Source organism: Wolbachia endosymbiont (group A) of Opomyza germinationis (assembly GCF_964264765.1).
Lineage (GTDB): Bacteria > Pseudomonadota > Alphaproteobacteria > Rickettsiales > Anaplasmataceae > Wolbachia > Wolbachia pipientis.
The window spans coordinates 182097-200247 of sequence record NZ_OZ183482.1; the positions used below are offsets into that span (position 1 = coordinate 182097).

Annotated in this window: 20 protein-coding genes and 3 pseudogenes; 22 read left to right on the forward strand and 1 reads right to left on the reverse strand. The window is 37.5% G+C overall.

Translation table 11 applies throughout. From position 1 onward, the window contains the following. Positions 1-122 precede the first annotated feature (122 nt). From ACFEL3_RS00920 to ACFEL3_RS00985, 14 genes and pseudogenes are all read left to right on the forward strand, one after another. Positions 123-491: pseudogene (locus tag ACFEL3_RS00920) on the forward strand (Holliday junction resolvase); the annotation flags it as partial. A gap of 126 nt (positions 492-617) precedes the next feature. After that, a complete protein-coding gene (locus ACFEL3_RS00925) occupies positions 618-1847 on the forward strand; it encodes a DNA modification methylase (protein WP_095742730.1) in 1230 nt (409 codons plus the stop codon). 16 nt (positions 1848-1863) lie between these two features. Continuing rightward, positions 1864-2367: a MarR family transcriptional regulator gene (locus tag ACFEL3_RS00930; protein ID WP_265017941.1), complete on the forward strand. Its 504-nt coding sequence runs from the start codon at positions 1864-1866 to the stop codon at positions 2365-2367. Positions 2368-2523: 156 nt separating this feature from the next. Then, positions 2524-4350: a phage terminase large subunit family protein gene (locus ACFEL3_RS00935; RefSeq protein WP_015588914.1), complete on the forward strand. Its 1827-nt coding sequence runs from the start codon at positions 2524-2526 to the stop codon at positions 4348-4350. Then, positions 4350-4571, forward strand: coding sequence for a gpW family head-tail joining protein (locus tag ACFEL3_RS00940; RefSeq protein WP_010082193.1), 222 nt, complete (start codon positions 4350-4352; stop codon positions 4569-4571). Before ACFEL3_RS00935 ends, ACFEL3_RS00940 begins: the two co-directional genes overlap by 1 nt. Positions 4572-4616: 45 nt before the next feature. Further along, a complete protein-coding gene (locus ACFEL3_RS00945; protein WP_010082194.1) occupies positions 4617-5030 on the forward strand; it encodes a hypothetical protein in 414 nt (137 codons plus the stop codon). A gap of 200 nt (positions 5031-5230) precedes the next feature. Next, on the forward strand, positions 5231-5452 hold the full coding sequence (locus ACFEL3_RS00950) for a hypothetical protein (RefSeq protein ID WP_010082195.1): 222 nt from the start codon (positions 5231-5233) through the stop codon (positions 5450-5452). Beyond that, positions 5433-5636 (forward strand): annotated as a pseudogene (locus ACFEL3_RS00955) (type II toxin-antitoxin system RelE family toxin); the annotation flags it as partial. The gene ACFEL3_RS00950 and the pseudogene ACFEL3_RS00955, both read left to right, overlap by 20 nt. 350 nt (positions 5637-5986) lie before the next feature. Next, positions 5987-7278: pseudogene (locus ACFEL3_RS00960) on the forward strand (phage portal protein); the annotation flags it as partial. 65 nt (positions 7279-7343) lie between these two features. After that, positions 7344-8438 (forward strand): S49 family peptidase, encoded by a 1095-nt coding sequence (locus ACFEL3_RS00965; RefSeq protein WP_015588915.1) that lies wholly within the window; start codon positions 7344-7346, stop codon positions 8436-8438. Between the two features lie 429 nt (positions 8439-8867). Next, positions 8868-9880, forward strand: a protein-coding gene (locus ACFEL3_RS00970) for an IS110-like element ISWpi14 family transposase (protein ID WP_076611893.1) whose coding sequence is annotated in 2 segments (ribosomal slippage) — positions 8868-9756 and positions 9756-9880 — 1014 coding nt in all. Because the reading frame shifts where the segments join, the coding sequence is not laid out codon by codon here. A 23-nt stretch (positions 9881-9903) separates the two neighbouring features. Further along, complete coding sequence (locus ACFEL3_RS00975) at positions 9904-10275, forward strand: head decoration protein (RefSeq protein WP_070356777.1); 372 nt, start codon at positions 9904-9906, stop codon at positions 10273-10275. A gap of 77 nt (positions 10276-10352) precedes the next feature. Further along, positions 10353-11354, forward strand: a complete 1002-nt coding sequence (locus ACFEL3_RS00980) for a major capsid protein (protein ID WP_010962476.1) — start codon at positions 10353-10355, stop codon at positions 11352-11354. A gap of 90 nt (positions 11355-11444) precedes the next feature. Further along, the gene (locus tag ACFEL3_RS00985; protein WP_010082171.1) at positions 11445-11705 is read left to right on the forward strand and encodes a hypothetical protein; all 261 of its coding nucleotides are present in this window, start codon (positions 11445-11447) and stop codon (positions 11703-11705) included. Positions 11706-11890: 185 nt separating this feature from the next. Here ACFEL3_RS00985 and ACFEL3_RS00990 read toward each other — a convergent pair whose 3' ends face one another. Further along, complete coding sequence (locus tag ACFEL3_RS00990) at positions 11891-12913, reverse strand: IS110 family transposase (RefSeq protein WP_070357039.1); 1023 nt, start codon at positions 12911-12913, stop codon at positions 11891-11893. Between the two features lie 325 nt (positions 12914-13238). Between ACFEL3_RS00990 and ACFEL3_RS00995 the strand changes: the two genes are divergently transcribed. The 8 genes from ACFEL3_RS00995 to ACFEL3_RS01030 all read left to right on the forward strand — a co-directional run bounded on the left by ACFEL3_RS00995 (position 13239) and on the right by ACFEL3_RS01030 (position 18140). Then, entirely contained in the window at positions 13239-13760 is a 522-nt protein-coding gene (locus ACFEL3_RS00995; RefSeq protein ID WP_006280676.1) for a phage tail protein, read from the forward strand. After that, complete coding sequence (locus ACFEL3_RS01000) at positions 13757-14233, forward strand: hypothetical protein (protein WP_010962732.1); 477 nt, start codon at positions 13757-13759, stop codon at positions 14231-14233. Before ACFEL3_RS00995 ends, ACFEL3_RS01000 begins: the two co-directional genes overlap by 4 nt. Then, positions 14220-14684, forward strand: a complete 465-nt coding sequence (locus ACFEL3_RS01005; protein WP_012673195.1) for a phage baseplate assembly protein V — start codon at positions 14220-14222, stop codon at positions 14682-14684. Before ACFEL3_RS01000 ends, ACFEL3_RS01005 begins: the two co-directional genes overlap by 14 nt. 7 nt (positions 14685-14691) lie before the next feature. Continuing rightward, the gene (locus ACFEL3_RS01010) at positions 14692-14946 is read left to right on the forward strand and encodes a PAAR domain-containing protein (protein ID WP_010082105.1); all 255 of its coding nucleotides are present in this window, start codon (positions 14692-14694) and stop codon (positions 14944-14946) included. A gap of 2 nt (positions 14947-14948) precedes the next feature. Continuing rightward, entirely contained in the window at positions 14949-15284 is a 336-nt protein-coding gene (locus tag ACFEL3_RS01015; RefSeq protein WP_007552425.1) for a GPW/gp25 family protein, read from the forward strand. 2 nt (positions 15285-15286) lie between these two features. Next, a complete protein-coding gene (locus ACFEL3_RS01020) occupies positions 15287-16078 on the forward strand; it encodes a baseplate J/gp47 family protein (RefSeq protein ID WP_012673194.1) in 792 nt (263 codons plus the stop codon). Continuing rightward, positions 16078-17238, forward strand: a complete 1161-nt coding sequence (locus ACFEL3_RS01025; RefSeq protein ID WP_044471240.1) for a phage tail protein — start codon at positions 16078-16080, stop codon at positions 17236-17238. Before ACFEL3_RS01020 ends, ACFEL3_RS01025 begins: the two co-directional genes overlap by 1 nt. A 167-nt stretch (positions 17239-17405) precedes the next feature. Next, on the forward strand, positions 17406-18140 hold the full coding sequence (locus ACFEL3_RS01030; protein ID WP_006280237.1) for an ankyrin repeat domain-containing protein: 735 nt from the start codon (positions 17406-17408) through the stop codon (positions 18138-18140). Positions 18141-18151 lie beyond the last annotated feature (11 nt).

An 18151-nucleotide genomic window follows, 5' to 3' on the forward strand; every position in this document is an offset into this window, starting at 1 on the left:
TCTTTTACTCAAATTTAGGTATTCACTGACCGTTCTTGTTATAAATACCAGAATAATAAGCTACTGATATTCCCTATCTTTTTTATCTTTAATCCATCATAGCTAGCGATGCAACAAAGCCAGGTGGAATGCACTTCTTAAATTTTCGTAGGTGGCTCAATGAGATGAGGGAAAGATTTTCAGATATTGAAGCAGTGTATTTTGAAGAAGTAAGAAGACACCTTGGAACTGATGCTGCTCATTGCTACGGAGGCTTTCTAGCTCATTTAACAGCTTGGTGCGAGGAAAACAATATACCTTATCAAGGTGTACCTGTCAAGACGATAAAACGCTTTATCACCGGTAAGGGTAATGCAAGTAAAAGTGAAGTTATTGAAGCTGTGAAGGGAAAAGGGTTTATTCCTCAAGATGACAATGAGGGGGATGCTTTGGCGTTGATGTTCTATGTTAATAATTTTAGTAAAGATTTTAACATGCTAGATAGCACATAGGAAGTGGGTCCTTCCCGCCAGCAAGGCTGATTTGGGAGCGAAACCCCGGACCTTCTCCAGCGTCAGACGTTTTTTAATTATTAACTTTTTGTTAAGAATTTAAACATAGCAATTTAATACACTAATATGAACTTAGCAACACACTACTATCCTATTGAAAATCTTGTCGAATATGATCGCAACCCTCGCAAGAATGACGATGTAGTAAACAGAATGTGCGCCTCTATTCGGGAATTTGGGTTTCGTATTCCAATAGTTGCAAAAAGCGATGGCACTGTGGTTGATGGTCATTTACGCCTCAAAGCAGCAAGAAAACTGGGTATGGAAAGTATTCCAGTAGTCCTCAGTGATAACTTAAGTGAAGCCCAAACCAAAGCTTTTCGGTTACTAGCAAATCAATCAGCTAACTGGGCAAAGTGGGACGATGATCTTTTGAAGTTGGAAATTCAAGAGTTAGAAGATTTGCAGTTTGACCTAAAAATGACTGGATTTGAGCTGGAAAAGGTTCAACGTTTTCTTGATGATTTAGATGGAGAAAACAGTGAAAAAGAAGATTTTTCCGACTTAGCCGGTGATAGCAAAAAGGTAAAAATAACAAAACCAGGGGATCTATGGATTTTAGGTGGTCATCGAATCTACTGTGGTGATAGTTGTCTGGTTGAATCATTTAAAGCGGTATTAGACGATAAAATGGCAGATATTACCGTGTGTGACCCTCCGTATAACGTAGCATATGGTGACAGTCAGGAAAGAGAAGACAAAAAAATACTAAACGATGATCAAGGTGAAAAATACGAACTTTTTCTGTATGACATTTGTTCTCACGTTTTAGCGTACACCAAAGGTGCAATTTACATCTGTGCATCATCATCCGAGCTGGCAACGCTGCAAAAGGTATTTGAAGAAGCAGGTGGTCGTTGGTCGACATTTATAATTTGGGCAAAGAATCATTTTACGCTAGGAAGATCTGATTATCAAAGACAATACGAAACAATACTCTACGGTTGGAAAAATGGCAATAAGCGTGAGTGGCATGGAGGACGTAATCAAAGTGATCTCTGGTTTTACGATAAGCCAACGTACAACTCACTGCACCCAACGATGAAACCAGTGGAGTTAATGGAGAGAGCGATAGTAAACAGCAGTAGACCAGGGGACATAGTTCTTGATCCATTTAGCGGGTCTGGGAGTACGTTGATTGCATGTGAGAGGACAGGAAGAATCTGTAGAACGATAGAGCTAGATCCTACGTTTGTAGATGTGACCATAAAACGTTGGCAAGTATACACGGGAAGAGAAGCGATACTTTCCAATACTGGCAAAACCTTTGCCCAAATTCAAGAAGAAAAACGGTAAAAGAAGGGAGAAAAAAGTGGAAGGAGGAAAAATCACGCAGACGGAATGGGCAAGAGAACTAGGAGTTTCAAAGCAATACGTCTGTTACTTAGTAAAGAAAGGAATAGTTGAGCTGGAGGATGGTTTGATTGACCGAGAACAAGCAAATGAAGCGGTGGCAGCAATACGAGATCCAAGTCAACCACTGAGGAGAAAAAATCCAGAAGGTGAAGAAGTGGGAAATAATAAACTTTCCATGATGTTGCTAAAAACGCGGATAAAAAATGAGATGGAGCGGGGAAGACTGCTCGAGGCAAAAGCAAAAGCTGAGATTGGTGAACTTATCTCAGTAGAAGAAGTAAAGACTGAAGCATTTAATGTTGCAAGAGTTGTCCGTAATAATTTGCTTAACATTCCAGATAGGGTTTCAGCGTTACTAGCATCGATAAATGACACAGAGAAGATCCATGAGACACTGACTGAGGAAATCAGAACAGCTTTAGAAGAGCTGACACAAAGTGTATTTAATGACTACATATAAATTACTGAAAAAGCGTCTTATCGCCTTGGTGAGCCTAATTCACATATTAGTTGCAATAATGATTTTAAGTAAAGCGTCAGCAGATACTTATTGTAGAGGGAAAATACCTTTTTCTCTTAGCTGTGTAAAAGTATAAAAATTGCAGCAGATGGCATTATGATATATAGCAGTAGCTTTTATACAGGGTTAAAGCCAGATCCACTGCTCAAAGTATCAGAGTGGGCAGATAGAAATCGTCAACTTTCAACGATAGCATCATCAGAGCCGGGGAAATGGAGAACAGAGAGAACGCCGTACCTTAAGGAAATAATGGATTCACTATCTTCGTCTTCACCGGCCGAAAAAGTGGTATTCATGAAAGGAGCGCAGATAGGCGGAACAGAAGCTGGGAATAACTGGATAGGATATATAATCGACCAAACACCAGGCCCTATGCTGGTAGTACAGCCAACAGTAGAAATGGGCAAGCGTTGGTCAAAGGGAAGATTTGCGCCGCTCATTGAAGATACGCCATGTTTAAGGAGTAAAATAAAAGACCCAAGGTCGAGGGATTCAGGCAACACTGTACAAAGTAAGGAATTTCCCGGAGGAACGGTAGTAGTAACAGGTGCCAACAGTCCAGTGGGTTTACGTTCAATGCCGGTAAGATATCTTTTTTTAGATGAAGTAGATGCATATCCAGGAGATTCAGGAGGAGAAGGAGATCCAGTTTTACTCAGCATAGCCCGAACTAATACATTTACGCGGAGAAAAATATTCTTAGTTTCAACACCAACGGTTCACGGAATAAGCAGAATAGAGAAGGAATTTGAGAGTTCAGACAAACGATACTTTTTTGTACCTTGTCCACATTGTGATCACTATCAGGTGCTGAAATGGCCACAGATAAAGTGGAAAGATAAAGATCCCTCAACAGCCCATTATGTGTGTATAGAATGCAGCGGCAAAATAGAAAACCATCAAAAAACAGAGATGCTAGCTAGAGGTGAATGGAGAGCAACTAGGGAGGAGGGAAAAAAAGAGGCAAAAATAGGGTTTCATTTATCGAGCTTGTATAGCCCAGTTGGTTGGTATAGTTGGAAACAAGCAGTGGAAGATTATCTGCATGCAAAGGAAAATGAACAATTACTAAAAGTTTGGATAAATACAACACTCGGAGAAACCTGGGTAGATAAGGGAGAAGTACCAGACTGGAAGCAACTATTTGAGCGTCGAGAAAATTTTCCGATAGGCATGGTGCCAAAAGGTGGAAAAATAGTGTTAACGGCAGGGGTTGATGTACAAAAAGACCGCTTAGAAGCAGAAGTAGTAGCATGGGGTATGGGTCGTGAGAGTTGGTCAATAGACTATCAGGTATTAGAAGGTGATACTGGAAGTGGAGAAGTATGGGGGAAACTGTCAGAGCTCTTGAATCATCATTTTATCGGTGAAAATGGGCTTGAATACATGATAAGTATGATGGCGGTAGATGCTGGGTATGCAACACAGGAGGTATACAATTGGGTAAGAAGTCATCAAGGATCGGGAAGAGTAATGGCAGTGAAAGGGGTAAACAAAGCCCTAGTGCCGCTTAACAGCCCAAGTAGAGTAGATGTAACAGTTGGCGGACAAAAGCTAAAAAGAGGAATAAAGCTCTGGCCAGTTGGAGTATCGATATTAAAGTCAGAATTGTTTCAGTTGCTGAATGTTTTAACAGAAGGGGCGCCGGGATATTGTCATTTTCCCGAATATCCACCTGAATATTTTAAGCAGCTAACCGCAGAGCAACTAATTACCAAAGTAGTAAAAGGATATACCAAACAAGAGTGGCAAAAGATAAGAGACCGAAATGAAGTATTAGATTGCAGAGTTTACGCAAGAGCAGCGTCTATTGCCCTGGGGATTGATCGTTGGCCAGAGAGTAAGTGGGAGAGTTTAGTAGGTGAAAAAGCTAAAAAGTCAAAAAAAGTGAGAAGAAGTCAATGGTTGAGTGAGAAAAGTTGATGTACAACCAAGAATATTTAACTCAAGTAAAAGAAGCGATAAAGAAGCTACAGAGCGGGGAAAGAGTAGTATCGATTGCATATGGCGATCACGTGGTTAGGTACGGAGAAGTGCAGATAAATGACCTCTTGAGCTTAAGACAACGCATTAAAGCTGAGCTGAAAGTTGCAGGTGTGAAGAGAAAGATTGTTATTTCAACGAATAAAGGAATTGACAAGTGAAAATGTAATACTGTACGTTAGATAATTTATAAATATAGGGGTAACATGATAGGAAATGTAGAAAGATTGCAAAGAGAACTACTTGAAGAAATGGGGTCTATTTCTTTGGGGAGTAGTAATACAAGGGCATTAGAGATTGTCAATCAATTAGGAGAAGATCACATTAATGATACTATTATGACTCTTGATGGCAGGCAGTTTACAGCTTTAGATTGTGCAATTATGTTTGACAGTCAAGGTAATAATCCAAGAATAAATGAAAGGCCGAGAATAAATAACAATGCATTTAGAGAATTAGAAGGTGCTATTAGGAGTGCTGGAGGAAGAACATCAGAAGAATTGGGTAGAAGACAAGATATTCCTTATGATCGAGAAAGCTTTAATGAGCAAGTGAGTACGTTTTTAACAGACGTTACTATAGAGCATGTTATGGCAGGGAGACTACATCTAATGGTTTAAATTGAATGCGGAAAAAATTATCCTAACGGAAAAAAGCTGAGGAAATTGGTTAACCAATTGTTAAGTATTTAAAGGAGATCCGGGACGTAAAGAGGAGAGTTGTGATTTCGACGAACAAAGGGATTGTATAAAGAAATACTTATTGAAAAATTAAAAGAGATACTGTATAATTAGTGTAACATCTAGGTTTGGTTAAACATATGGTAAACTCAAGAGTTAATGTAACCTTCAATCCAAAAACTTCACAGCATCTTATTGAACTAGCTAAAGCAACTAAGCAGTCTGTTCAAAAATTAACAGAAAAGCTAATCAAAGAAGCAATTGAGCTTGAAGCAGAAGACATTGCGTTTTCCAAAATTGTTAGGGAGCTTGATGCTGACGATTCAGAAGAAGTAGAGGATAGTGAAGACATCTGGAAATAAGCGGTACACTATAAAATACCTTAAGCATGTTCTTAAAAGGAATTTGCCCTCCTTACCAGAAGCTATAAAGCCAAAAATTAAAGATGCAATAAGAGAGTATCTTGCAACTGATCCCATTGGTAATGGTGTATTGCTACGTAATAGATTAAAAGGACACAGAAGAATAAGAGTTGATGATTATCGTGTCGTCTATCGTGTAAATACTGCAGAACGTAAAGTAACTATTGTTTCAATAGGACACAGCTATTTATACTTCCTACTTCTGGTTGAAAGTGCAATAATCTTCTTCCTGAGCCTGACGCATCCCAGGCTGAGCTCTTGATTTTTGGTTTGCGGAATAATTGTTTGAATGATTTGAGTAACATTTAGACTATTAATTGGGCAATAAATTGTTGCGCTATTTAAAATTACGTCAAGCTGCTGGAGAAAACAAGCTGTTGACATTTTCTATTTATGCAAGAGATTCCTGCACAAATGTCTTTTCTTAATGTTTTAGTAGATCTAATATTGCCTGCTTGTAAATGTTGTCCCTGTCTTTCCCAGAGCCTTGAACACCTGCGTAGTCGGTCACGTGACATGGTAAGAAAGAACTCCTATGCGGCAAACATAATCGATACGATAGTGAGTAATTGCGTTGGAACGGGAATAAAACCGCAATCAAAAGCCAAGGATGGAGAATTTCGGAAAAAAGTGCAAGAATTATGGCTGAGATGGACAGATGAAGCAGACAGTAGTGGAGTAAGTGATTTTATGGGTTACAAGCTTTGGTTTGTAGGAGCATGATAGAAGGAGGAGAATGTTTTGTAAGACTTCGAACAAGAAAACGAGAAGATGGTCTTTGTGTGCCGTTGCAATTACAAGTACTTGAGTCAGAGCATTTAGACAATAAGAGCAATCAAACCCTTGCCAATGGTAATGTAATTAGAAACGGGATTGAATTTAACCGACTTGGGCAAAGAGAAGCGTATTACCTTTTTCGAGAACATCCGGGTGAAGGCTCGTTTGGAGAATCAGTTAGAGTGCCAGCAAACGATGTTTTACATATCTATAGACCACTAAGACCTGGGCAGATTCGAGGAGTACCATGGTTGTCCAGTGTACTGTTAAAGCTCTATGAACTTGATCAATACGATGATGCGGAATTAGTCAGAAAAAAGACTGCAGCAATGTTTGCGGGATTTATTACCAGACTTGATCCTGAAGCAAACATCATGGGAGAAGGAGAGAGTAATGAACATGGAGTAGCGCTGTCTGGCTTAGAACCTGGGACTATGCAATTACTTGATCCCGGAGAAGATATTAAGTTCTCGGAACCATCAGACGTTGGGGGAAGTTATGAAGCATTCATGAAACAGCAGCTTAGGGCAATAGCAGTAGGCACAGGGATAACTTACGAGCAGCTAACAGGAGATCTAAGTGGTGTCAATTATTCATCAATAAGAGCTGGGTTAATAGAGTTTCGTAGGAAGTGCGCGATGTTACAGCATAACGTGGTAGTATTTCAGCTTTGCCGGCCAGTATGGAATAGGTGGCTAGAATTAGCACTACTCTCTGGAGAACTGGACATAGGTGAAAATTGGGCAAAAGAAACAGCAAAAGAGGTAAAATGGATACCGCAAGGGTGTGCTTACGTAGATCCACTAAAAGACCAGCAAGCACAGCAAATGGCAGTAAGAAATGGATTTAAGAGTCGATCGGAAGTGGTTTCAGAACTAGGTTATGATGTAGAAGAAATAGACCAAGAAATTGCTGAGGATCAAAGACGTGCGAGTGAACTGGGCTTAAGTTTTGATTCTGATGTGAATTCTAATGCTGAAATGATATAAAATTCTATTTCTATGACAAATGGGTTTTTATTGCCCCAGACACAAATAAAAAATTTTAAAAACATATGACGACACAAATAAATTGGATGAATAAGCCGATGATGATAGAGCAAAGGAGTTTTGAATTATTGTCATTACATGCTGGAAAACACCCTACGTTTAAAAACATAAAACACACTGCAGAAAACAACGTAGAAAAAATAGCAATAATACCAATACATGGAATTTTGACCAAGAAACCAGGAGCTTTTGATGACATGTTGGGAATGACATCATATGAGAAGATACGTGAAGAGATAGAAAAAGCTTTAATAGATGAAGAAGTAGAAACAATAATTTTGGACATAGACAGCCCTGGAGGGGAAGTAAACGGTTTATTCGACCTTTCTGATTTTATTTACGAAGCAAGGGGATTAAAAAAGATCGTAGCAATAGCAAATGATGATGCGTATTCTGCGGCGTATGCAATAGCGTCAAGTGCTGAAAAAGTATTGGTAACGAGGACTTCAGGAGTTGGAAGCATAGGAGTAATAGCAAGTCATATAGATCAAAGTGGGTTTGATGAAAAACAGGGGATAAAATATACCACAGTATTTGCAGGAAAGAGAAAAAACGATTTAAATCCGCATGAGCCGATAACATCAGAAAGTGTGGAAAGCTTACAAGATGAAGTAGACCGCCTATATGAGATGTTTGTCGAGCTTGTAGCAAGAAATAGGAATCTTTCCACGGAAAAAATCAAATCAACGGAAGCAGGGCTATATTTTGGTGAGAAAGCAATAGAGATTGGACTTGCTGATGAAGTGATAACATATTCTGAATTTATAGATAGGAGAAACAATATGAGTAAAGCTGAATTTAACTATAAGGGCCACACCATCGATGCTGATGAGTTAATGGAAGAATCAAAACGAATAGGTTATGAGAGGTGCCGCAAGGAAGTATTAGAGGTAATAAGATTGTGTAATTTGTCAAAGATGCCAGAGAAGATAGGAGAATTTATTGAGCAGGATGTAAACGCAAAACAAGCCCAAGAGATATTAATGTCGATACTGGCGGAGAGAACGAAGAAGACAGAGATACTGAGCACAATACCACAAAGTTCATCAGAAGATTTAATGATGCAGGTAGCAAGAACTCGAGCGCAATCTGGCATTTGAGAAATTTAGGTACCAGCAATTACAAATGCCGCGGTAAACAAGTCCGCCAGAATAGCCAATTATAAAGTTTTCACCGCGACGTATAGCAACTTTAAACACCGCGGTAAACAAATCTTGTAACCGCCGTATATAACACTAACAAAAGCGGCGGTAAAACAATTAAGGAGATGGTATGAATAGTTATTGCTTGGTTGGAAGCATGAGAAGATAATACCTTCTCAGAGTGGATAGGTGGCAGATTGAAAATGTTTGTGAGGCCCTTTCTGCTTTTTGCAGTATAGGAAAAAGACCTCGTGAAGGAGATTAATCGCCCCTGCCACCGAAAACCATCGTGCGGCCTATAAAATTTAGTGACCGCGTATAGGAGAATGGACCAACCGGTAATATTCTACTCTGATATGTTGGAGTATTCAATAAGGGAGAAGATTTATGCGTTACATAGGTGTTGATTTACATACTAATAGTTTCACTGCTTGCTACTTAGAACAGGAAAAACCAGAGTATATTAAAACGTTTCGCTTACAGGATTTAGGTAATTTTATCAAAAATCTTCAAGAAACAGATGAAGTAGCCTTAGAGGCAACGGGAAATAGCTGTTTCTTTTATGATGAAGTGTCACCTTACGTTAAGCGCGTTGTTGTGGTTGCTCCCTTGCAATTTGAAGTTATTCGTCGTTCTGTGAACAAAACAGATAAACATGATGCAAGAGCTATTGCTTTTTTTCTCAGCAAAGATATGTTGCCTGAAGCAAAATGCAAGAGCAAACAATGCCAACAGTTAGCTTCTCTTCTTAAAACAAGAGATCAGTTAGTAAAATCACGGGTATCTTTAATCAATAAAATACATGGACTTTTCAATTACCACGGAATAAAGATTAAAAAGGAAGTACTGACAATCAAAGCGGGATTTGAATGCTCTCTTGGTAAACATGATTGGAGTCACTTGGAAAAGGTTGAGATTGAAGTGATTAGCAGTAATCTGGAAGTCATTCGAGAAAGTCTCAAAAAACTTGAAAAGGAAATTATAGCTTTTGCTCAGCAGCTTCCTGGATTTAATAATCTCATCAGCATTAAAGGTATTGGTGCGATTTCTGCAGCAGTTTTTGTTGCAACAATTGGTGATATTAATGATTTTAGTAATCCTGAAAAACTTACAGCTTATTTTGGAGTTGTACCGCGAGTTTCTCAATCCAATCAACAATGCACAATTGGAAGAATTACTAAACGTGGATCAAAAATTGGGCGTACTTCTTTAGTACAGTGTACTTGGATTGCTATACGTTATAGTCCTTATCTGAAAAGTTTTTACGAGCGTGTGAAAAAAAGCGTGGTTCTGCTAAGGCTATTATTGCTACTGCTAGGAAGTTTCTCACAACTATTTTCTATACTCTTAAAAACAACTGGATTTTCAAAGATTTTACAAAATATGAAATTTCTTATTGACAACAATCATAGGAGAAACATTTATGAGTTGTATAACCGAACAAAATAACCTTGGTGACCTATTAAAGTATGAGGCATCAAATCTATACTCAAGAGACCAAATAACAGTAGCAAAGGGGCAAAACCTAAGCTTGGGTACTGTAGTTGGCTGTAATATTGAAGATAATGTAATTAAGATTATCAATCCAACTGCAACAGATGGTACGCAAACAGCTATAGGAGTGATAGCAAGTGATGTAAACGTGAAAGAAAATACCAAAGCAGTAATCATTACACGTATAGCAATGCTAGCAGATCATGCAGTTGTGTGGCCAGCAAATATAACAGAAGAGCAGAAAGCTGCAGCAATAAAGCAACTTGAAGCACGAGGCATCATTATCCGCAAAGGGGTTTAGAAGCCCAGCAAACATCTTAATCATTCGCAAAGGGCTTAAAAGCCAACAAACATCTACAGCATTAAAGGGGAAAAAACATGCAAAATCCATTTACAAATTCAGCATTTAGTATGACGGAATTAACTAAAGCAATAAACATATTGCCGATAAATTATGGTCGAACAGAAAGCTTAAATTTATTTCCAAGTAGATCGGTAAGATTCCGACATATTACGATAGAAGAGCAAAACGGTGTTTTGAGCCTATTACCAACGCAAGTTCCCGGAGCACCAGCAACAGTGGGAAAACGTGGAAAACGAAAAATAAGAACGTTTACGATACCACATATTCCCCATGATGACGTAGTGTTACCTGAGGAAGTGCAAGGGATAAGGGCATTTGGGTCAGAGAATGAACTGAAAGCGTTGGCTAACGTGGTAACAGATCATCTGGAATTGATGAGGAACAAGCACGCGATAACGTTAGAACATTTGCGAATGGGGGCGTTGAAAGGGATTATTCTGGACGCTGATGGCAGTGAATTGTTAAATCTTTACAACGAATTTGAAATTACGCCAAAAGTAGTAAATTTTGCACTGGGAATAGCAACAACAGATGTAAAGCGTAAGTGTATGGAAGTACTCCGGCATATAGAAGATAATCTAAGTGGTGAATATATGACAGGAGTACATGCTTTGGTAAGCCCTGAATTTTTTGATGCATTAACTTCGCATAGTAAAGTAAAAGAAGCATATGAAAGATGGCAAGAAGGAGCAGCGCTTCGGAATGATATGAGATCAGGATTTACGTTTTGTGGAATAACATTTGAGGAATACAGAGGACAAGCAACTGATCCTGAAGGAACCGTGAGAAGATTTATTGAGAAAGATACAGGTCACTGTTTTCCACTTGGTACAGCAAGCACATTTACTACTTACTTTGCGCCAGCGGACTTTAATGAAACGGTAAATACACTAGGACAACCGCTCTATGCAAAACAAGAGCCAAGAAGATTTGATAGAGGGACTGACCTTCATACCCAATCAAACCCTCTACCAATGTGCCATCGCCCAGGTATACTTGTAAAACTTGCTGCATAACAGGTGAGGTAAAGCTAAGTGCAGATTGTTTTTAATACCCCGAACAGGAAGCATTATATCAACTAAAGAATAAAAAGCAACTAAAAAATTATGTTTAGAGATATTAAAAGATTATTTGCAGATTGTTTTGCACATCTAGGGCAGCAAGCGTTGTATGAATCAAAGGATAAGTCATATATGGTGCAAATATTAAAACAACAGCCAGATAAATTATACGAGATTGGTGAAGGACAATTTGTAGGGGAGATATTGATTTTGGAGGTGAGTATATTCGATGTATTGCAGCCAGTAGTAGATACCGTCTTGCAAGTCAACAAAAAAATTACAAAAATTGTTCAAGCTGTATCATAAAATTAAAAAATACTTCCAATTCACATTTTGTGTAACGGTACACAGATTATAGTTAGTGAATATGTTGATAAGTAAATTTCCGCTTTTTTGTACGTATAAAATTAATTTACTTATCAACATATTCACTAACCAGTTACAAAATTTGTGTAAGATACTATTTTACATAATTGGAGCGTTTTTTGATTTTAAAGCACTAAACTTTCAGCCAAACTCCTAGCTCTGTAGTTTTTGATATGATCTGGATCAAAAGCCTTCTTTGACCTTAAAACACCAAAAACAATATGGAGTAACTTACGCATTGCAGCTCCCACAATGGCCATGTTATGCTTGCCTTTCTCTTTTAACCTTTTGCAAAAAGTCATAATAGTAGGATTATGATTCTTAGCTACTATGGCAGGAAAGTACATTGCCTTACATAATGTTCGTGAACCGGATTTACTTAATCTGGGCTTGGCATGTACAGACGTACCTGACGTTATATTTCGTGGTATAGCTCCAGCATATGCTGCCAATTGCCTGGCATCCTTGAAAGCTTTTATGTTAGGAACTTCAGCCAAAATAGCTACTGCTGATTCTTCTCCTATTCCTGGAATGGTCAATAGAAGTTGAAAATTTTCCAACAATTCTTTGTGTTTATTTAATAGTTCACGTAAGGAGTTTTTTATTCTTTCTATTTTTTGTTTTATGTTCATTGCAAGGTCTTCCCAAGCATTTGCAACTTCTTTAGGCAGTCTCTCTTTTTTTTCTAAGTGGTTATTTACTAATGTCAATTCATCTTTTAACGCAGCCGAGCAACGATAAAGATGCTTTAATTTCTTTAACTCAGGAGAAGGTGGTGCCCAACGAATAGGTTCCTGTCTTTGGCAATAATCGGCAATTATCTCTGCATCAGTCTGATCATTCTTTTGTCGTATAAGCTTACTTTTTGCATAAAATCTTATACAAGCTGGATTAACAACACTCACAAAATGTCCAGTATTGTGTAGAAATTCAGCTAAGGCTTCACTATAACAACCAGTAGCTTCCATGCAGGCTTTTACTTGTTCTACATTATGCTTTTGTAGAAAGCTCAGTAAACCTTGAAACCCATGATCATTATTCTTGAAACTCCTTTTCCTGGTTTCACGTTTTCCTTTGTTGCTTATGAATGAAAGAGAAACATCAAAGCGATCTTTTGATATGTCTATACCCAAAAAGTTGTTGATCATATATAACTCCATACGTTACTATTAAAATGAAAAGTAAGGCTAACCTTGTGGATACAGAATTATAACCATTTAGGTCTTTCTACGATACCGTTCAGCCTATACTTTTGAGAAGGGAACTCTTGTCTACCACACAGATTTTATATCTAAGGAGATATTCAAAGTTCTTCCCTTCTCCACCTAATGCTTAAGCTTAAAACATCAGATGCTTTTGACAAGATACAAGGAGATACTTTTTCCATAGGTAGTTGTAGATACAGAGTACACACACCACCACTTAGAGATAATTCAGGAATGGTATGGAAAATTCAAGCATCGGGGGTGTAAAATGTCTATTAATATAGAAGTTACCGATAATATTAATAAGGTAATTGAAAATGTAAATGCTGAAAGGAAAAAAGTGGAAAAAGCAGCGGTGAGGGCATTGAACAAAACAGCACTATGGTTAAAAACGCAAGCAGCTAAGGAAATTAGTGAGGAAAAGAAGATAAAATTAACGGTAATGAGAAAAAGGCTAAGAATTTTTAAGGCTAAGACAAGTAGGTTAGATGTATTAATGAGAGCAAATTTATATGATATTAGGGTATCAGCAATTGGCAAGATGAGACAAACAAGAAAAGGAGCGAAAGTAGGAAAACATAAGTTTATAGGAGGATTTATGGCAACAATGCCAAGAGGAAATAGTGGTGTTTTTAGGCGTGAAGGAAGAACAGCTTTGCCAATACAAGAGGTAAAATTAGGACTGGAACCAGAAGCATCAAAAATAATAAAGGAGCTAGTTAATTATGAAACAGAAGGGATATTTGAGAAATATTTTGAGCGTGAATTAAACTATATTGTAAAAGTATGATTTTAATTGAGTTGCACAAAGCAATTTGCAGAATGTTGAAGAAAGAAATACCAGCGATACAGACATGTGAAATATATCCAATGATAAGAAGGGAAATAGTAGCACCAGCGGTATTTGTGGAATTGTCAAGTTTAGAGCAAGGAAAAGATTCAGGAACAGAAGAATTAGCCCTGAAAGCAAGATTTGAGGCACGAATTGTGATTGATAGCACAATAGAGAATGCAGCTATTATTGTCAGAGAATTAGCTGCTGAGGTTGCGAGAGTAGTAAATAAAAATACTTGGAACGTAAAAAATGTTTCGCCAGGTGAATTTATATCAGCAGAAATTGACGGATTTAGGCCAGAATTAGACGCGTATTTAGTGTGGATGGTAGACTGGGTGCATGAAGTACACTTGGGTCGATCTATTTGGGAAGAGGGAAAATTTATGCCACACAAAATAGAAATCGGTGAAATAAATGTTGGAAAGTAATTTTGCTATTTCAGAGTTGCAAAGAAAGTTAGCTAACATTGTACGTATTGGGCTTGTGAAAGAAGTAGATTATGAAAAAGCGAGAGTAAAAGTGCAAATAGGGGAATTTTTAACAGATTGGTTGCCATGGATAACAAGTAAAGCAGGAAAAGATAGAAATTGGTCTCCTCCAGATATCGATGAACAGGTTATTATACTTTCTGCGCTAGGAGAACTATCATTAGGGGTGGTATTAGCAGGAATATATCAGGAAAAATACCCTGCACCAGAGAATAAAAAAGAAATAAATAGTGTAAAAATTCAAGATGGGACAAGATTGTTATATGATAAAGAGAAGCATCATTTAGAGATTGAAGTAGTGGACAAAATAACATTGAAAGCTGGGGAATCAAGTATAGAGATGACAAGGAGCGAAATAAAACTGAAAGCAGATAGAATAGAACTTAATTAATTGGAAAATGAATAAATCAGTTGTGCGAGTAGGAGATTATTGTGGAGAAGCAACACCACATTTTTGCATTAGCGGCAGTAATAATGTTTTTGTAAATGATTTCCCAGTCTGTAGGAAAGGAGACAATTTTAACGAAGGAAAAGTAATGATTCAAGGATCAAAAACAGTGTTTGCAAATGGTCATGGTGTAGGAAGAGTAGGGGATTCAGTATCTTGTGGGTTAAAAGTAATAAAAGGCAGTAAAAGCGTCTTTGCAAAATAGAAATGAAGGGTATGGATGGTAAAACAGGAAAAGCGTTAGAAGGAATAGAGCACTTAAAGCAATCAATAATTGATATACTTACGACTCCTATAGGATCACGAATTATGATGAGGAATTACGGGTCTAGGCTATTTGAATTATTGGATAAGCCAGTTAATCGTGATTTAACACTAGAAATTTACGCAGCAACTGCAGAAGCTTTGGAAAAATGGGAAAAAAGGTTTAAATTAGAAAAAGTAAAAATGACAGAAGTAAAAGAGGGAAAAGTAACGCTTGACCTGGAAGGGTTGTACGTACCAATGGGGAAAAAGATTCGCTTCGATGAGGTTGTAGTATAAAGATGCAGCAGACTAACATTATTGAGCCACTGAACTTCGAAGAAATCTTTTCACGTATGAAAGAAGAATTAATAAGTCGAGATGAAAGTTTTACGGCATTAGTAGAAAGTGACTCAGCGATGAAGGTATTAGAAGTAGCAGCCTGGAGAGAGCTTTTGCTGAGACAAAGGATAAACGAAGCAGTAAAGAGTAATTTACTTAAGTTTGCGACAGGAGAAGATCTTGATAATTTAGCTGAATTTTATGGAGTGGAGAGGCAGAAAGAAGAAGATGACGAACGTTTTAGAAAAATAATTAAAGCAAAGATAATAGGCTGGAGCACGGGAGGAAGTAAAGAACACTATCGATATCATGCACTGTCAGCAGATAGTAGAGTAAAGGATGCATTAGTAGAATCACCTATACCAGGGAAAGTACAAGTTTCAATCTTATCCACAGAATTATCCACACTGCAAGAAGAATTACTAGAAATTGTCAAAAATCAGCTAAACAGGGAGGATGTGAGGATTTTAACAGATACAGTTGAAGTGGTAAGTTGCAATATGATAGAAATAGATATCCACAGTAAAATTAGCATTAAAAGACCAGATATTATTGAAACGGTGAAGAAGAAATTTATCGAAAAATTTGGAACAACGAAAAGATTAGGATGGAAGGTAACAAGATCATGGATAATAGCCAATTTGTTTATGGAAGGAGTAGAAAACGTGGAATTAATAGAGCCAAGAGAAGACATAGTTGTGAAAGGAAATGAGTGCGCTTTCTTAAAAAGTTTAAATGTTGAGTTAAATTAATGCTATTACCGCCAAACGCAACAAAAAAGGAAAAAGCGCTGGTTGATGCAATAGATTACAAAGTAGATCCTGGTTGTATCAGAGGGTTTAAATTTAGCCAAGGGGAAAAAGTGTTGCCATGGATAATAGAGGAATATGGGCTAGGAGAAATCCTACATTGGGTAAAAGACAAAAGAAAGGCGATAAAAAAAGGGATAAAATTTCAGCGTTTAAGAGGAACACCTGCTTCACTGAAAATAGCACTAAAATGGGCAAATATAGAAGATATTACAATTATCGAAGAACCATCTGGCAAGCACTTCTTTGAACTGCAGATAGGGATAAAAGATGTTCCGAATGACTTCTTCGTTGATGCAGTAGTAGAACTAGCAAAACTATCATTGCCTGCAAGATCGAGGCTAATGAGGATTTTTAACGATTATTACAACATTAGCAGGTTCATATTGGATGAGAGTTTTTTCGGAAGTTTATTATCGGATTATTCCGGGGTAAAAATAGAAAAAGATGGGCCAGTTTTATCATTTGGAAGAGTAAATTTTTTCAGGTCTCATGGTCCGGTTATTAGGATTGTAGAAAACTATCTACGCGATCATTATGAACGAGCTTTAAGCAATGACATATATCGCTTGGATGTAGCAATACTTGGAGAAACCGAGCCTCATACTAAGAACTACAACGGTATTTATGAACGAAATCATGTGTGGTATAACTTCAAAGCGCTATATCCGCTACCACAGAGCTTATTACCTAAGATTAAGTTTGCTAAAGCGCAGATAGTATTATCAGATAGCTGGAACTTAGGAGAAATAAACGCGTGTTTTCCGGTTACGAGTGGAGAAGAGAAAGGAAGTAAATTTTTACTAGGAAGTGATAAACTATCTGAACAACTGTGGAATTTAAAACACAAGCCAATTTTAGAAAGGTTTAGCGTTACTCACCACTACAAAGTAGAAGATTTTACCAACCAAAAAGTTATAATATTTGGTGTGGCAGAGCACAATATTCATTTTGAAAGGGATTTAAATTCAGAGCAAAAGGATTCAATACATGAACCGGAAAATTACGTTTTAGTGTTTTACCCAGGCGTACTAACGTGGCACGAACATCGTCATTTGAACAGAGGTTGGGAAGAGAAACAAGTAATATGTTTAATGCATTAAGCATATATATTTATATCTTCATATACTATATTAGTATTTAGTTAAAAAGGTGTACTACGCGAAAAAAGACTTGCCTTTTTATGCCAAAACGCACATAACTTGAATAGCAGCAGGTAAATATAAGAAATTTGTCTGGCGCTAGAAAAGATAATTTTGTGAGGTATGAAATGGGGTTCAGCGAAGAAAAGAAAGAATCTTTTAACAAGTTTTTTAAAGAAGTATCAAGGAATGGATTTAAAAATATTAATAAAAGGGATGAAAAAGGAGAAACAGTATTGCACCATGCAGTAGAAAATTCCGATCACAAAACAGTGAGGTTATTAATAGAAAAAGGAGCGGAGATCAATGCAAGAGATAAAAATGGTTATACGCCACTGCACTGTGCAGTATTCGCAAAAAGTTTAGAAAATGTAAAAGTACTGCTAAGGTCAGGAGCGGAAATAAATGCCACTCAATATGTCAGTGGATGTACGCCACTGCACTCTGCATGTAAAATAGGAGGAGCAGGAGTTGAAATAATAAAAGAGCTAGTAAAAGCAGGATCTGAAGTTAATCAACTGAATAAGTATGGTTCAACACCAATGTATTACATATGGGAAAGTGAAAAGTATTGTCTATGTGATAGGGAAGAGAGTGAAAAGGCAAGTAAATTTTTGAGAGCAAAAGGTGGAGTAACAAAAAGTAGAAAACTGACGTGCTATGGAATAGAGGGGCTAGTGGGAGAAATAGCAGACAAGTTGGATAGGAGCTATATGCCAGAGCTAAAAATAATGGAGATCGAAGAAATAAGGAAGAGAGACAAATCATTAATAAAGAAAGAATGTCAAAATTTAGCAACCAAGATAATGTGCCAAGTAAACGAAATGATAGATGAGGTGGTGAGAATTAAAAAAGGGACTTAAATTTAAAGAAA

What these genes read in the sequence shown, in the direction of transcription:
- ACFEL3_RS01020 (WP_012673194.1), top strand. Translation starts at nt 15,287, where the DNA reads ATGCAGCAGACTAACATTATTGAGCCACTGAACTTCGAAGAAATCTTT.
- ACFEL3_RS00925 (WP_095742730.1), top strand. Translation starts at nt 618, where the DNA reads ATGAACTTAGCAACACACTACTATCCTATTGAAAATCTTGTCGAATAT.
- ACFEL3_RS01015 (WP_007552425.1), top strand. Translation starts at nt 14,949, where the DNA reads ATGAAGGGTATGGATGGTAAAACAGGAAAAGCGTTAGAAGGAATAGAG.
- ACFEL3_RS00965 (WP_015588915.1), top strand. Translation starts at nt 7,344, where the DNA reads ATGACGACACAAATAAATTGGATGAATAAGCCGATGATGATAGAGCAA.
- ACFEL3_RS00940 (WP_010082193.1), top strand. Translation starts at nt 4,350, where the DNA reads ATGTACAACCAAGAATATTTAACTCAAGTAAAAGAAGCGATAAAGAAG.
- ACFEL3_RS00985 (WP_010082171.1), top strand. Translation starts at nt 11,445, where the DNA reads ATGTTTAGAGATATTAAAAGATTATTTGCAGATTGTTTTGCACATCTA.
- ACFEL3_RS00945 (WP_010082194.1), top strand. Translation starts at nt 4,617, where the DNA reads ATGATAGGAAATGTAGAAAGATTGCAAAGAGAACTACTTGAAGAAATG.
- ACFEL3_RS01030 (WP_006280237.1), top strand. Translation starts at nt 17,406, where the DNA reads ATGGGGTTCAGCGAAGAAAAGAAAGAATCTTTTAACAAGTTTTTTAAA.
- ACFEL3_RS00975 (WP_070356777.1), top strand. Translation starts at nt 9,904, where the DNA reads ATGAGTTGTATAACCGAACAAAATAACCTTGGTGACCTATTAAAGTAT.
- ACFEL3_RS00980 (WP_010962476.1), top strand. Translation starts at nt 10,353, where the DNA reads ATGCAAAATCCATTTACAAATTCAGCATTTAGTATGACGGAATTAACT.
- ACFEL3_RS01025 (WP_044471240.1), top strand. Translation starts at nt 16,078, where the DNA reads ATGCTATTACCGCCAAACGCAACAAAAAAGGAAAAAGCGCTGGTTGAT.
- ACFEL3_RS01000 (WP_010962732.1), top strand. Translation starts at nt 13,757, where the DNA reads ATGATTTTAATTGAGTTGCACAAAGCAATTTGCAGAATGTTGAAGAAA.
- ACFEL3_RS00990 (WP_070357039.1), bottom strand. Translation starts at nt 12,913, where the DNA reads ATGATCAACAACTTTTTGGGTATAGACATATCAAAAGATCGCTTTGAT.
- ACFEL3_RS01005 (WP_012673195.1), top strand. Translation starts at nt 14,220, where the DNA reads ATGTTGGAAAGTAATTTTGCTATTTCAGAGTTGCAAAGAAAGTTAGCT.
- ACFEL3_RS01010 (WP_010082105.1), top strand. Translation starts at nt 14,692, where the DNA reads ATGAATAAATCAGTTGTGCGAGTAGGAGATTATTGTGGAGAAGCAACA.
- ACFEL3_RS00995 (WP_006280676.1), top strand. Translation starts at nt 13,239, where the DNA reads ATGTCTATTAATATAGAAGTTACCGATAATATTAATAAGGTAATTGAA.
- ACFEL3_RS00950 (WP_010082195.1), top strand. Translation starts at nt 5,231, where the DNA reads ATGGTAAACTCAAGAGTTAATGTAACCTTCAATCCAAAAACTTCACAG.
- ACFEL3_RS00935 (WP_015588914.1), top strand. Translation starts at nt 2,524, where the DNA reads ATGATATATAGCAGTAGCTTTTATACAGGGTTAAAGCCAGATCCACTG.